Here is a 13903-nt window from a genome sequence, read left to right as displayed (position 1 = left end):
CATGAGCCAGCGCCAATCCTACGTCTTCACCGCGTCGTGCCCCGACGGCCCCGGCATCATCGCCGCGATCAGCACCGCGCTGGTCGGCCACGACGCCAACATCGACGAATGCCAACAGTTCGGCGACGCGTTGACGGGACAGTTCTTCATCCGCGCGCAGGTCCACGGACCGGTGGCCGAGCAGACACTGCGGGAGTCACTGCTGCCCGTAGCCCAACGGTTCGGTATGACGTGGGGCCTCTTCCCGGCGGAGCAGCCCACCAGGGCACTGGTGCTGGTCTCCAAGCTCGGGCACTGCCTCAACGACCTGCTCTACCGCCAACAGGTCGGGTCGCTCCCGATAGACATCGTCGCCGTCGGCTCCAACCACCTGGACTTCCAGAAACTGGTGTCCTCGCACGACATACCGTTCCATCACATCCCGGTGACTCGGGACTCGAAGGACGCCGCCGAGTCGCGACTGACCGCGCTCATCGACGAGTCCGGCGCCGATCTGGTGATCCTCGCCCGCTACATGCAGGTGCTCTCACCGCAGCTGTGCGAGCGGCTGGCGGGTCGCGCGATCAACATCCACCACTCGTTCCTGCCCAGCTTCCGCGGCGCCCGGCCCTATCACCAGGCGCACGAGCGCGGCGTGAAACTCATCGGCGCCACAGCGCATTACGTCACGCCGGACCTCGACGAGGGCCCGATCATCGAGCAGGACGTCGCCCGCATCGACCACGGCTACTCCCCCGCCGACATGGTCGTCGCCGGCCGCGACGTCGAAGCCCAGGTGCTGGCCAGGGCGGTCACCTGGCACGCCGAGCACCGGGTCTTCCCCAACGGCTCGAGCACGGTCGTGCTGCGGTAGCTCAGCCCGCCTGACTCTTCCTGCCTCGTGGCACAACGGTCGGTATGCCGGTCCGCGGGTCCGCGACGATGTCCGAGTCGAGCCCGAACACCTGCTGCAGCAGGTCCGCGTCGATGACTTCCACCGGGTCGCCCTGTGCAACAACGCATCCGTGGTGCATGACGACGAGGTGATCGCTGAAGCGAACCGCCAGGTTGAGGTCGTGCAGCACCATCGCCACGGTGGCACCGCGCTCCCGGTTGAGTCGGCAGACGAGGTCCAGCACGTCGACCTGGTGGGCGAGATCGAGATAGGTGGTCGGCTCGTCGAGCAGCACCAGATCGGTGTGCTGGGCGAGGGTCATCGCGATCCAGACCCGCTGCCGCTGACCACCGGAGAGCGCGTCCACCGGACGGTCGGCCAGGTCGAGGATGCCGGTCCAGCGCATGGCGTCGGTCACGATGTCCTCGTCGCCGTGCGACCACTGCTGGAACCACCGCTGATGCGGATGGCGGCCGCGGCCGACCAGGTCACGCACCAACAGGCCCTCCGGCGCCAGCGGGCACTGCGGCAGCAGCGCCAGGGTACGAGCGAGTTCCTTGGCCGAGCGTGCGCCGATCGGCGCGCCGTCGAGGGTCACCTGCCCGGAACTCGGCGACAGCAACCGCGAAAGCGTCCGCAGCAGAGTCGATTTGCCGCAACCGTTGGGCCCGATGATGGTCGTCACCTTGCCGTCCGGGACGTGCAGCGACACGTCGTGGACGACAGGTTCCTCGCCATACCCGACGGTGATGTTGGCCGCGCTCAGCCGGGCGCCGGGCACCGCCGGTGCGTGCTCGAGGACGGCCGTGGATGTCTGTGTCATGCGGGGTCCCCGCGAAGTACTCGGAGGAGCGAGTCGGGGTCCCCATGAAGTATCGGAGGAGCGAAGCGGAGGAGAACTTCTTGGGGTGACGGAGTGGGGGAGAAACCTCGTGGGGTGCTCATGGTGCCTGCCTTTGGTTGCGGATCAACAGGTAGATGAAATAGGGCGCGCCGATCAGGGAGGTCACGACGCCGACGGCCAGGCCGGTCAGCCACAGCCGGGTGATCACGTCGGCGGCCTGCACCAGGACCGCACCCGCGAGCGCGGACGTCAGCAGCGGTGGGCGGGACGTGCCCGCGAGCCGCCGCGCGATCTGTGGACAGACGAATGCGACGAAGCCGATCGGGCCGACCGCCGAGACCGCGACCGCTGCGAGCAACACCGCGCACAGCAGGGCCAGCGCCTGCGCCGACGTCGTTCGTATGCCGAGAGCGCGTGCCGTGTCGTCGCCGAGCTCGACGATGTTGAGGGTGCTGCCCAGCCACAGCGCGACGGGAGCCACCAGCACGATCACCACGAGCAGCCAGGTGACGTTGCTGCCGTTCGCGCCGGTGAGCGATCCGGACAGCCACACCTGCGCCGACGCGGCGGTCTGCAGCCGGGCCGTCACCAGCAGCCAGGAGGTGCACGCCGTGAGTGCTGCGGCGATGCCGATGCCGACCAGCACCAACCGGCGGCCGTCGAGCCCCCCACGCCAGCCGGCGGCATACAGCAACGCAGTGGCGATCAGTGCGCCGCAGAAGGCGGCGAGCGGCAGGGCGAGGTCTGCCGACACCCCAGCCGGCACACCGGAATCGGCTGCGGAGAAGAGCACGATGTAGCCGACCGCACCGGCCGCCGCGCCGGCGTTGACCCCGATGACGTCCGGGCTGGCCAGCGGGTTGCGCGCGATCGTCTGGATGAGCGCGCCGGACAGCCCGAGCGCGAGCCCGGCGAGTAGCGCGACGGCCGCCTCGGGCAACCGCACCTCACGCACGATGAAGGAGTTGACGCCCGATGAGTCGCCGAGCAACGCACGGACGACGTCACTGAAGGGGATCTTGAGGTCGCCGTAGGACAGGTTGACCACGAGCAGCAGCAGGACCAGGACGCCGGCGACGGTGGCGCACAGGGCGGCTCGCGGGTGCACCCGCCAGGACGTCGGGCCGATGCGCAGCACCGGCCTCAGCCCGCCCGCCTTCGCCGGTGCGTGCACCGTCGGATCGGCTTGCGGACTGCGGGATGTGGTCATGGTGCTCATAGCTGCACCAACCGGGCGCGGCGGACGAGGAGCACGAAGGCGGGGCCACCGACGAGCGCCATCACGATGCCGACCTGCACTTCCGCGCCGCCGGCGATCACCCGGCCGAGAATGTCGGCGAGGGTGAGCACGATCGCGCCGATGAGTCCCGCGTAGGGCACCACCCAGCGGTAATCGGGGCCACAACAGAACCGCGCGACGTGCGGCGCCACCAGCCCGAGGAAACCGATCGGACCACAGGCGGCGACGGCGCCACCGGTCAGCAGCATGACGGCGCAGATGCCGAGGAACTTGTGCAGGCCCGGCCGGACACCGAGCGCCCGGGCCGCGTCGTCACCCAACTGGAGCAGGTTGATGGCCGGCGTGCAGATCACCGTCAGCACCAGTCCGGCCACCAGGAACGGCGCCACCTGCCAGAACACCTCGATCCCGCGGCCGCTGGCCGAACCCACGACCCAGAAGCGGTACTGGTCCAGCGTCGAGACGTTCGAGGTGATGATCGAGGTGATGATCGCCGAGGCCAGCGCGCTGACAGCGGCGCCGGCGAGCACGAGGGTCAACGGCGAGGGGCCGCCGCGGACGGCGCTGATCGCGAAGACCAGCCAGGCGGTCACGCCGGCCCCGAGCAGCGCGAACCACGCATATGCCGCGGGCGACTCGATGTGCAGCCAGAAGATCGCGAGTACGACGGCGAGCGACGCACCCTCGGAGACCCCGAGCAGGCCCGGGTCGGCGAGCGGGTTGCGCGACTGCCCCTGCATGAGCGCGCCGGAGACACCGAGCGCGAGGCCGACAGCCAGCAGCAACACGGTCCGCGGCAGCCGCAGCTGGTGGATGATCGCGGACGCCTGTGTGCTGTCAGCATCGAAGAGGACGTGCAGCATGCGCGCCGGACTGATGCCGACATTCCCGATCATCAAGCTGAGCAGACCGCAGCAGAGGACCGCCGCCACAAGCACCCCGACAACCAGCCAGGAACCACTGCGAGCCTTGGACGAGGTTGATGAATCAACCTGTGGGAGTGGCGAATTCGCCGTGCTGCCCTTCTCCAGGATCGTCACTACTACTCCGTCGGCTGCGGGTTCGCGACCGGTCCGGCCGCAGCTGTCTCTTCGGGAAGGTTAGCCTTACCAAAGACGTATGGCGAACGCGCCCCCACTGTGTGGACCGGAGGTCGCTCCGACAGCAAAGGTAGGTTAGCCTTACCAACCTTCCCACACCATCGCTGTCAGGAGAACCATGCAACCGTCCCGTCGTCACGTCCTCACCGGCACCGGAGCCCTGACCCTCTCAGCAGGCCTCGGTGCGTTGCTCACGGCCTGCGGGAGCGGGTCCGGCGGGTCGACCGCGAGCGGACCTGCGACGTCCGGCACGAAGGCGGTCGACCGACCTGCCGATGGGAAGTCGTTCCCCGTCACCGTGCAGCACAAGTACGGCGCGACGACCATCAAGTCGGCTCCCAAGCGCGTCGTCTGCGTCGGCCTGCTGGAGCAGGACTCCCTGCTCGCGCTCGGCGTCGTACCGGTCGGTGTCACCACCTGGCTCGGCGCCGCCAAGGGCGAGATCTACCCCTGGGCCAAGGGCAAGCTCGGCGACTCGCCGCTGCCGAAGGTCTTGGACAGTAAGAAGATCAACATCGAGGAGATCGCCGCCCTCAAGCCCGACCTCATCGTCGCGATCTACTCCGACCTGAAGCAGGCCGACTACACCAAACTGTCCCAGCTCGCGCCGACCATCGCCGCACCCAAGGGACATGTCGACTGGGGCACTCCGTGGGACGAGACCGCGCAGCTGATCGCCGACGCGCTCGGTAAGCACGACGAGGGCGTGAAGCTGGTCAAGAGCGTCAAGGGCGACCTCGCCGCCGCGAAGAAGGCCCACCCGCAGTTCGTGGGCAAGACCGCAGTCGTGGCGACGCCATACGAAGGCGCCTACATCTACGGTCCCTCGGACATCCGCTCGCAGATCCAGCACGCGCTCGGCTTCACCTTCCCGGCGAAGTTCAAGGACATCGGAGGCAAGACGTTCGGCGGCTCGATCAGCGCCGAGCGCACCAAGGAGATCGACTTCGACGTGGTCGTCTGGCTGGACAGCCCGGCGAGCGTGAAGTCCAAGCTCGGCGGGCTCTACGAGCAGACCAAGGCATACAAGGAGGGGCGCACGATTTACGTGCCGAGCTCGGTGAGCGACAGCAAGAAGGCCAGCACCTACGCGTCGGCCTTCAGCATGGTCACCCCGCTGTCCATCCCGTGGGTGCTCAAGCGGTATGTGCCGCAGCTGGCCGCGGCGGTCGACGGCAAGCCGTCGACGAAGGTGAAGATCATCGACGAGTGATCGCAGCCGTATGACGGAGAGGTCAGCCGATCCGCAGTTGTACCAACCGGTTTCGGACTTCCTCCAGCGGCCGGTCGAGGTGCTCGGCAAGCTCCTCCGGTGCGAGCCCGAGGTCGGCACCGTCGCGCAGCTCTTCGTCGTCCTCGGGGCTCCAGCCGCCCGCCGGGGGCGCCACGCCCTCCGTGTCAACGGCTGACGCGGGGGCCGGGGGCGACGAAGCAGCTGCGATCGCCGCCGGCTCGGGCTCGGGTTCGGGTTCGGGTTCGGCCGCGACGGTTTCGACCTGGCGGTCGGGCTGCGGCGCCAGCTCTGCGGGAGCGTCATGGACGACGTCGGCCGCGGTCTCCGCCGCCTCGACGGAGGCCTGCTCGACCTGCTCGGCGTCGATGGGTGCGGAGCGGTCGGCCGCGGTCTCGTCGAGGCGCCTGAGCGCCTTGAGCACCAGGGCGCGATCGGTCGTCGGCCAGAAGGGCGGCAGGGACTTCTGCAGGAATCCCGCATAGCGCGCCGTGATCATCCGCGTGTCGAGGAAGGCGACGACACCGCGATCGTCGTGGTTACGCACCAACCGGCCGGCGCCCTGCGCCAGCCGGAGCGCGGCGTGGGTGGCCGACACCGACATGAAACCGTTGCCACCACGGCGGGCGATCTCCTGGGACCGCGCCGATGCCAGCGGGTCGTCCGGGCGCGGGAACGGGATCCGGTCGATGATCACGAGCTGGCAGGACGGACCGGGGACGTCCACGCCCTGCCACAGGGTCAGTGTGCCGAAGAGGCAGGTGCGCGGGTCCGCTGCGAACTGCCCCACCAGAGTGCGGATCTGGTCATCGCCCTGGCAGAGCACGGGGATCTCGTCGCCGAACCGGGTGCGCATCTCCTCCGCCGCTGCCCGCGCGGCGCGGGTCGACGAGAAGAGTCCGAGGGTCCGCCCACCGGCAGCCCGCACGAGTGTCTCGATCTCGTCCATCGCCTGCGTCGACATACCGTCGCGGCCGGGTGGTGGCAGCTGCGAGGCGACATACGCGATGGCCTGCCGGGGGTAGTCGAACGGTGACCCGACGTCGAGGCCGGTCCACTTCGGTCCGCCGTCGCCGCGCAGCCCGAGTGTCCCCGCGACCGAGTCGAAGCTGCCGCCCAGCTCGAGCGTCGCGGACGTCATGATGACTGTCCGATCACCGAAAACCTTCTCGCGCAACAGCATTGCGACACTCATCGGCGCCACCCGCAGGATCGCGCCGCGTCGCTGATCCTGCGACACCCAGACGACGTCGAGCTCGCGGCCCTCCAGGATGCGGTCGCAGTTGTCGAAGATCTCGTCGATCGCGGCGCGCGCGACCTGGCGGGAGGCGTCGTTGTCCGCCGGCGACGCGGGCTTCAACTCGCTCTGCACCGAGCGGGCGGCGTCGCGCACGCGGGTCAGCGCCAGCGCGAGGTTGTCCGGTATGCCGAGCAGGCGCCCCTCCTGCACACCACCCAGCAACTCCTGCAGCATCTCGCCGGCTTCGCGCATGGTCGACGCGTCCGCCATCCGGCCGCAGCGGCGCGCCGCAGTGGCGATCATGCCGCCGGTGACCTCGTCGGTGATGGTGGAGGTGACCCGGTCGACCAGCTCGTGCGCCTCGTCGACGACCAGCAGGTCGTGCTCGGGCAGCATCTGCCGGCCCTCGAAGGAGTCGATCGCCATGAAACTGTGGTTGGTGACGACGACGTCGACGTCCTTGGCGGCGGCACGGGAGCGCTCGACGAAGCACTCCTGCACCATCGGGCATTTCGAACCCAGGCACTCCTCGGCCGACACCGACACCTGCCGCCAGGCCCGCTCACTGACACCAGGGACGAGTTCGTCGCGCTCGCCCGAGTCGGTCTCCTGCGCCCACTCGCGCAGGCGCACGACCTCCTCGCCGATCCGGCCGGCCGCGCGATCGACCTCTCCGACGTCGAGCAGTGAGTCCTCGTCGTCGGGGTAGCCGCCCTCGATCTTGTGCAGGCACAGATAGTTTCGGCGTCCCTTGACCAGACCGTAGGTCGGCCGACGGCCGAGCTCGGGGGCAAGTGCATCGGCGATGCGAGGTAGGTCGCGGTCGACGATCTGCGCCTGGAGCGCGAGCGTGGCGGTCGCCACGATGGCCGGCTGGCCCGTCTCCACGGCGTGCCGGATGGCGGGCACCAGATAGGCCAGCGACTTGCCGGTGCCGGTGCCTGCCTGCACCAGCAGGTGGGATCCGTCCCGCGCGGCCTGGTCGACGGCGCGTGCCATCTGCTGCTGGCCGGGCCGGTCACTGCCACCGACTCCTCCGACGGCAGCGTGCATCAGGGCGTCGAGATCGGCAGGCATCCCCACAGGGTATGCCGTGCCGATACCCGGTGCGCACCGTCCACAGCCCTGCCGATCGAGCGGCATACCGACGGCACGAGTGGCATACGGATTGCGGGCAGCTCGGTCTGCCGGTCGATGCAGAGGTATGCCGGTCAATCGGACGGCGCGGTGCCGCGGCAGATCAGGTAGGCGACCAGCGCGGTCCATCCCGTCTGGTGCGTGGCGCCCAAGCCGGAGCCGTCGTCACCGTGGAAGTACTCGCTGAAGGTCGGGTGGCCGTCCCACAGCGGCCCGCTCGGGTACCACTTCGGGGTGCCGGGACGTCGACCGTTCGCGTCGGCCCGGAACAACCGGACGAGCCGGTCCATCACGTCGGTGGTCACTTCGGCGAGCGTGTGCTGCACGCCGGAGCCCGTCGGGTGCTCCACCCGCTCGTCGGGATAGGCATCGGCATACGTGGCGAGCGCGTCCACCAGCAGGAAGTTGATCGGGAACCACACGGGCCCGCGCCAGTTGGAGTTGCCTCCGAAGAGCGCGCTGTCCGACTCGGCAGGTGTGTAGCCGACCGTGAAGTCAGCGCCGTCGACGTCGACCGTCAACGGCGTGCGGTATGCCGCCGAGAGCGACCGGATGCCGTACGGCGACAGGAACTCGCCTTCGTCGAGCATCCGTGCCAGCAACCGTCCACGACGCTCCGGCGGCACCAGCGAGAGGGTGATCCGGTTGTCGTCGTGGTGCTCGTGATGCGCCAGCACATCGGCCAGCCCGGTGTCGCGTCGCTCCAGCCAGTGCACCTCACTCAACAGATCGGGCAACTGCCGGGCGATGACCGGGTGCACGGATTCGACTGCGGCCAAAGGCAACAGGCCCACCAGGGAGCGCACCGGCAGCCGCTCGCTGGACCCGTCGGGGCGCACGATCGCGTCATAGTAGAAGCCGTCGTCCTCGTCCCAGAGGGAGATCCCGTTGCTGCCGAAGTCCGTCATCGCACGCGCCAGCCGCAGGAAGTATTCGAAGAAGGTCCGCACAGACGCGCTCCAGCTGCGCTCATGGTGTGCCAGCTCAACGCCGATCCGCAGCATCGACAACGAGTAGAAGGCCATCCAACTGGTGGCGTCCGACTGCTCCAGGCGCATGCCGTCCGGCAGTGGTTGTGACCGGTCGAAGGGTCCGATGTTGTCCATGCCGAGGAAGCCGCCCTCGAAGAGGTAGGAATCGTCGGCGTCCTTGCGGTTGACCCACCAGGAGAAATTCATCAGCAGCTTGCTGTAGACACGAGCGAGGAACTCGCGATCCTCATCTCCCGCAAGGGAATACACCTGCCAGGCCGCCCACGCGTGCACCGGCGGGTTGACGTCGTCGAAGTTCCACTCGTATGCCGGCAGCTGGCCGTTCGGATGCTGGGCCCACTCGCGCACCATCAGGTCGATCTGGTCCTTGGCGAACGCCGGGTCGATCAGGGCCAGCGGCACGGTGTGGAAGGCGAGGTCCCAGGAGGCGAACCACGGATACTCCCACTCGTCCGGCATCGAGATGATGTCGGCGAGGTCGAGGTGCGACCAGGCGATGTTGCGCCCGCCGCGCTGCCGGCGCTGCGGTGGTGGCGGTGGACCGGTCGGGTCTCCCTCCAGCCATTCGCCCACGCCGTAGCGGTAGAGCTGCTTGCCCCACATCAGGCCGGCGAACGCGCGGCGGGCGATCAGCGCCTCCTCCTCGGTCGCCGTCGCCGGTATGACGCCCCGGTAGAAGTCGTCAGCCTCGGCGCGGCGCTGCCGGAGCACGTCGTCGAAATCCGCGAAGCCGCCGAACGCGGGCGTGTCGAAGGGTGCCGACGTGCGCCCGGCGCCGGGTGCGATGGCCCCGAGACGCAACCCGACCGTGCGCGTCTCCCCCGGCGCGATGTCGTCCAGTTGCCACCAGAACGCAACCTTGGTGCCGTGGTCGGCCCGGGTGGCCGACTCGTCCCCGTGCACGATCGCGCGGTCGATGCCGTTCGTCGGGCAGTCGGTGCGTGCTTCCGACCCGAAGAGTCCGACGTTGTCGGTTTCGTTGTCACAGAACAGGATCCGCGCACGTGCCGGTGAAGTAACCGGAGCGCCGGCGGAGGTGTGCCGAGACCGACATCCCTCCATGGCTTCCAAGCGGTAGGTCCCCAACCAGTCGTGCGTGATCCGGACCTGACCATCGACGAGCTGCATCGACGGGGTCCGATCGTCTCGGCCGTAGGCCCAGGTGTTACGGAACCACGCCTGCGGCACGAGGTGCACGGTGCTGGGATCGGGGCCGTGGTTGGTGACGTCCACCTGCATCAACAGGTCGGTCGGGCTCTCCTTCGCGTAGGTCACCGCGACGTCGAAGAACCGGTCCTCGGTGAACGCCTCGGTGTCGGTCAACTCGAACTCCGGATCGGCCTTGCCGCGCGCGGCATTGGCGGCGACCAGTTCGCCATACGGGAAGGGTGCCTGGGGGTAGCGGTAGAGCCACGACGCGTAGGAGTGCGTCGGCGTCGCGTCCGTGGGCCACCAGACCTCCTTGACGTCCTCGCCGTGGTTGCCCTGGGCGTTGGTCAGCCCGAAGAGACGCTCCTTGAGGCGGTCGTCCTTGCCGTTCCAGAGGGCGACGCCGAGGTTGAGGAAACCGAAGCGGTCGCAGACCGCCGCCATACCGTCCTCACCCCAGCGATAGGCACGGCGGTGCGCCTGATCGAACGGCAAGTAGTCCCAGGCATTTCCGTCTGCGGAGTAGTCCTCGCGGACGGTGCCCCACTGACGCGCCGAGACGTACGGACCCCATAGTCGCCAGGGGTCGTCGGCGCCGGGTGAGGCGGCGATGCGGTCGTGTTCGGCGGTGTCTGCTGGTGACGTCACAGCAACGATGGTGCCAGGCCGGAACGGATCCGGTCGGGCACCATCGAGGGTCGCGGTATCAGACCGCGAAGTCGGCCAGCTCCGCCTGCATCGTCGGAGTCACCTTGGCGTGGACGTGCGTGCCGTCGCCGGTGTGCTCGCTGGACAGCACCTCACCATCGTCGTGGATCCGGGACAGCAGGTCACCGCGGTCGTAGGGCAACAGCAACTCCATCCGGATCTCCGGACGGGGCAGCTCCTGCGCGACCAACTCGGCGAGCTCGGCGAATCCGGCGCCGGAACGAGCGCTCACCGCGATGGCGTGCTTCTCCGCCCGCAGGATGCGATCGACGACCTCAGGATCGGCGATGTCCGCCTTGTTGACGACCACGACCTCCTTGACGTCGTGCGCCCCCACATCGGCGAGCACCGAACGAACGGCGGTGATCTGCGACTCCGGGTCGGGGTGTGAGCCGTCGACGACGTGCAGCACCAGGTCGGCGTCACCGACCTCCTCCAAGGTCGACCGGAACGCCTCCACCAACTGGTGTGGCAGCTCGCGCACGAAGCCCACGGTGTCGACCAGCGTGTAACCACGGCCGTCGATCGTCTCGGCCCGGCGCACCGTCGGGTCCAGAGTCGCGAAGAGCTGGTTCTGGACCAGCACCCCGGCGCCGGTGAGGCGGTTGAGGATCGAGGACTTGCCGGCGTTGGTGTAACCGGCGATCGCGACCGACGGCACATGCCCGGCGCGGCGCGAGCCACGCTTGGTGTCACGCATCGTCTTCATGCCCTTGAGCTCGCGACGCAGCTTGGCGATGCGGGTGTTGATGCGGCGGCGGTCCAACTCGATCTTGGTCTCACCGGGACCACGCGAGCCCATGCCCTGGCCACCGGCTGCCTGGCCACCGGCCTGCCGGGACATCGACTCACCCCAACCACGCAGTCGCGGGAGCAGGTATTGCAGCTGAGCCAGCTCCACCTGCGCCTTGCCCTCCTTGGACTTGGCATGCTGGGCGAAGATGTCCAGGATCAGCGCGGTCCGGTCGATCACCTTGACCTTGACGACGTCCTCCAGGCCACGACGCTGGCTCGGTGTCAGCTCGGTGTCGGCGATGACGGTGTCGGCGCCCTCCTCGATGACGATGTCGCGCAGCTGTGCGGCCTTGCCCGAACCCATCCAGGTGCCCGGGTCCGGCTTCATCCGGCGCTGCAGCACGCCGGCGAGCACCGTCGAGCCGGCCGTCTCGGCGAGCGCGGACAGCTCGCGCATGGAGTTCTCGGCGTCCTGCGCGGTGCCCTCACCCCAGACACCGGCCAGCACGACACGCTCCAGGCGCAGCTGCCGGTATTCGACCTCGGTGACGTCCTCGAGCTCGGTGGACAGTCCGGCGACACGGCGCAGCGCGGCGCGGTCCTCACGGTCGAACTGGTCGCCGTCATACGACTCCTCGATGAGGAAGCCGTCGGCGTCATACCGCGGGTCGTGCCTGGCATCGCGGTCTGTCGCTTCGGCCAGGGCTTCGGCGCGACCATCGAGCACGTGCGAGCGGGCGGTCATTGCGCCTCCATCAGTGTTGCGTTCCGTCATGTTCTCCATATCGTCGCAGGGTTCAACGCACCGGGCGAACGCTTTATGCCGCACGCGCATGCCTACGACTACCCTCTGGGCGTGAGCGACACACCCGACCATTACTTCTCGGCGAGTCCGGCGAGCGCCGACGAGCGGCGCACGATCAATGTGCCGCTCGCCGGCGTGACGCGTCCGGTGCAAGTGGCGCCCGGTGTCTTCTCTGCGGAGCGGATTGACCAGGGCACGTCCGTCCTGTTGCAGCACGCGCCCGAACCGCCGCTGACCGGCACGTTCCTCGATCTCGGTTGCGGCTGGGGGCCGATCGCGCTCTCGCTGGGCCTGCGATCCCCCGACGCCCAGGTGTGGGGCGTCGACGTCAATGAGCGCGCGCTTGACCTGGCACGCGGCAACGCGTCCTCACTCGAACTCTCCAACGTGCAGGTCGGGACGGCTGACGCGGTGCCCGCCGACGTGCGCTTCGACCTGATCTGGTCCAACCCGCCGATCCGGGTGGGCAAATCGGTCCTGCACGATCTGCTGCTGGCCTGGCTGCCGCGACTGGCTCCCAGCGGCGTGGCCTACCTGGTCGTGCAGCGCAATCTCGGCTCCGACTCGCTGCAGCGCTGGCTGGTCGAGCAAGGTTTCCCGACCGAGCGCTTCACCAGCGTCAGGGGCTTCCGGATCCTGCAGGTGTCCGCACGCGCCTGACAGACACTCTCAGCGCTTGCGGCGGCCCTGACGTTCGTTGCCATGCCGGTAGTTCCCGGTCAGCCGCGCCATCAGCTCCTGCGGGTCGCCCATCTCGACGTCCTCGAGGAAGTCGAGGGCGCGCCGCCCACGCAGCGTGGTCGCGCGGCGTCCGTGATGCGTGATGAGCACCTCGTTGCCCTGGCGGACGTAGTTGAATCCGTCAGGCCGCCCCATGAAGACTCACTCCGCGAGCTTCCTGTTCGGCCAGAACAAACGTCATGCCAGCACCGTATGGCGCGGTCAGGCGTTGCGCGAGGGAGTTATCGGAAGCTGCACCGTCCCGGTCGCCACGATCTCCGCCGGACCGGACAAGAAGGCGCGATCACTCTCGATGCGCAGACCGAGCTGCCCGCCGGGCACATCGACCCGCCAGCGCAGCTGATCCGCAGGTTGCCCGGCCCACCACCAGGTGGCGACTGCCGCCGCAGCCGCTCCCGTGCCACAACTCTGGGTCTCGCCGACGCCGCGCTCGTGCACGCGCATCGCGATGTGGCCGGGACCTATCGCGCGGACGAACTCGACGTTGGTGCCGTGCTCGGGAAGCGGGTCGACCCGCGGCTGGTGCGCGAGGTCCAGTGTGCTCAGGTCGAATTCGGGAGGGAGTGCCACAACGGTGTGCGGGTTGCCCATGTCAATGCTCAACGCCGGCAGCGGGTCGGGTGCACCCACGACCTGCACGACGCTGTCCGAGCCGCGCTCGTCCGCCTCCGGGGCGCGCGCGAGGCGCCATACACCGAGGTCGACCTCGAAGCCTCCGTCGACGACCGTCATCCGCTTGACGCCGTCGCGGGTCGCGATGTCGAAGTCCCGCCCGCTCTCCAGGCCGTTGTCGAGCAGGTACTTCGCGAAGACGCGGGTGCCGTTGCCGCACATTTCGCCGAGCGAGCCGTCCTGGTTGCGGTAGTCCATGAACCAGCGCGCGTCCCCGGCTGCAGCGCGGATGTCCTCCGGTGCGTGCTCGACGGGCACCACCCGGATGACTCCGTCGCCGCCGACACCCGCGCGCCGGTCTGCGAGGAACACCACGTCGTCGGCTGTGATTGCGGGTGTGCCGTCCAGCGCCGGCACGAGCACGAAGTCGTTCTTGGTGCCGTGGCCCTTGGCGAAACTGATGGTCGTCACCCGTCCATCTAAGGTCATCCGGCG

Annotated in this window: 11 protein-coding genes; 3 read left to right on the top strand and 8 right to left on the bottom strand. The window is 68.7% G+C overall.

What is annotated here, in order from left to right; all coding sequences use genetic code 11:
* Position 1: 1 nt before the first annotated feature.
* Positions 2-853, top strand: a complete 852-nt coding sequence (gene purU, locus IEX71_RS02180) for a formyltetrahydrofolate deformylase (RefSeq protein ID WP_188835310.1) — start codon at positions 2-4, stop codon at positions 851-853.
* A 1-nt stretch (position 854) separates the two neighbouring features.
* Here the strand turns inward: purU and IEX71_RS02175 are convergent, their stop codons facing one another.
* From IEX71_RS02175 to IEX71_RS02165, 3 genes are all read right to left on the bottom strand, one after another.
* Positions 855-1697, bottom strand: coding sequence for an ABC transporter ATP-binding protein (locus tag IEX71_RS02175; RefSeq protein ID WP_188835309.1), 843 nt, complete (start codon positions 1695-1697; stop codon positions 855-857).
* A gap of 118 nt (positions 1698-1815) precedes the next feature.
* Positions 1816-2937, bottom strand: a complete 1122-nt coding sequence (locus IEX71_RS02170) for a FecCD family ABC transporter permease (protein WP_188835308.1) — start codon at positions 2935-2937, stop codon at positions 1816-1818.
* Positions 2934-3998 carry a FecCD family ABC transporter permease gene (locus IEX71_RS02165; protein WP_188835307.1) on the bottom strand — a complete coding sequence of 355 codons (1065 nt, stop codon included), beginning with the start codon at positions 3996-3998 and terminating at the stop codon, positions 2934-2936. Before IEX71_RS02165 ends, IEX71_RS02170 begins: the two co-directional genes overlap by 4 nt.
* 178 nt (positions 3999-4176) lie before the next feature.
* Here IEX71_RS02165 and IEX71_RS02160 point away from each other — a divergent pair, with 178 nt between their 5' ends.
* Positions 4177-5271: an iron-siderophore ABC transporter substrate-binding protein gene (locus IEX71_RS02160; RefSeq protein WP_188835306.1), complete on the top strand. Its 1095-nt coding sequence runs from the start codon at positions 4177-4179 to the stop codon at positions 5269-5271.
* 22 nt (positions 5272-5293) lie between these two features.
* Here IEX71_RS02160 and IEX71_RS02155 read toward each other — a convergent pair whose 3' ends face one another.
* The 3 genes from IEX71_RS02155 to hflX all read right to left on the bottom strand — a co-directional run bounded on the left by IEX71_RS02155 (position 5294) and on the right by hflX (position 11995).
* A complete protein-coding gene (locus tag IEX71_RS02155; RefSeq protein ID WP_188835305.1) occupies positions 5294-7606 on the bottom strand; it encodes an ATP-dependent DNA helicase in 2313 nt (770 codons plus the stop codon).
* Positions 7607-7740: 134 nt separating this feature from the next.
* Entirely contained in the window at positions 7741-10455 is a 2715-nt protein-coding gene (locus IEX71_RS02150) for an MGH1-like glycoside hydrolase domain-containing protein (protein WP_188835304.1), read from the bottom strand.
* Between the two features lie 58 nt (positions 10456-10513).
* A complete protein-coding gene (hflX, locus tag IEX71_RS02145; RefSeq protein ID WP_188835303.1) occupies positions 10514-11995 on the bottom strand; it encodes a GTPase HflX in 1482 nt (493 codons plus the stop codon).
* 75 nt (positions 11996-12070) lie between these two features.
* Here hflX and IEX71_RS02140 point away from each other — a divergent pair, with 75 nt between their 5' ends.
* Positions 12071-12715 carry a class I SAM-dependent methyltransferase gene (locus tag IEX71_RS02140; RefSeq protein ID WP_188835842.1) on the top strand — a complete coding sequence of 215 codons (645 nt, stop codon included), beginning with the start codon at positions 12071-12073 and terminating at the stop codon, positions 12713-12715.
* Between the two features lie 9 nt (positions 12716-12724).
* Here IEX71_RS02140 and IEX71_RS02135 read toward each other — a convergent pair whose 3' ends face one another.
* Both IEX71_RS02135 and dapF read right to left on the bottom strand, forming a co-directional pair.
* Positions 12725-12931: a hypothetical protein gene (locus IEX71_RS02135; protein WP_188835302.1), complete on the bottom strand. Its 207-nt coding sequence runs from the start codon at positions 12929-12931 to the stop codon at positions 12725-12727.
* Positions 12932-12997: 66 nt separating this feature from the next.
* On the bottom strand, positions 12998-13879 hold the full coding sequence (gene dapF, locus IEX71_RS02130; protein WP_229749385.1) for a diaminopimelate epimerase: 882 nt from the start codon (positions 13877-13879) through the stop codon (positions 12998-13000).
* Positions 13880-13903: the final 24 nt, after the last annotated feature.

Origin of the sequence: Flexivirga endophytica (assembly GCF_014640635.1) — a bacterium.
In the GTDB taxonomy this organism is placed as follows: domain Bacteria; phylum Actinomycetota; class Actinomycetes; order Actinomycetales; family Dermatophilaceae; genus Flexivirga; species Flexivirga endophytica.
This window is presented reverse-complemented; position numbering and strand designations above follow the sequence as displayed.

Bases quoted from the DNA above. Each gene is read 5' to 3' on its own strand.
- IEX71_RS02175 (WP_188835309.1), bottom strand. From the start codon at position 1,697: ATGACACAGACATCCACGGCCGTCCTCGAGCACGCACCGGCGGTGCCC.
- IEX71_RS02160 (WP_188835306.1), top strand. From the start codon at position 4,177: ATGCAACCGTCCCGTCGTCACGTCCTCACCGGCACCGGAGCCCTGACC.
- purU (WP_188835310.1), top strand. From the start codon at position 2: ATGAGCCAGCGCCAATCCTACGTCTTCACCGCGTCGTGCCCCGACGGC.
- IEX71_RS02140 (WP_188835842.1), top strand. From the start codon at position 12,071: ATGCCGCACGCGCATGCCTACGACTACCCTCTGGGCGTGAGCGACACA.
- IEX71_RS02155 (WP_188835305.1), bottom strand. From the start codon at position 7,606: ATGCCTGCCGATCTCGACGCCCTGATGCACGCTGCCGTCGGAGGAGTC.
- IEX71_RS02135 (WP_188835302.1), bottom strand. From the start codon at position 12,931: ATGGGGCGGCCTGACGGATTCAACTACGTCCGCCAGGGCAACGAGGTG.
- hflX (WP_188835303.1), bottom strand. From the start codon at position 11,995: ATGACCGCCCGCTCGCACGTGCTCGATGGTCGCGCCGAAGCCCTGGCC.
- IEX71_RS02170 (WP_188835308.1), bottom strand. From the start codon at position 2,937: ATGAGCACCATGACCACATCCCGCAGTCCGCAAGCCGATCCGACGGTG.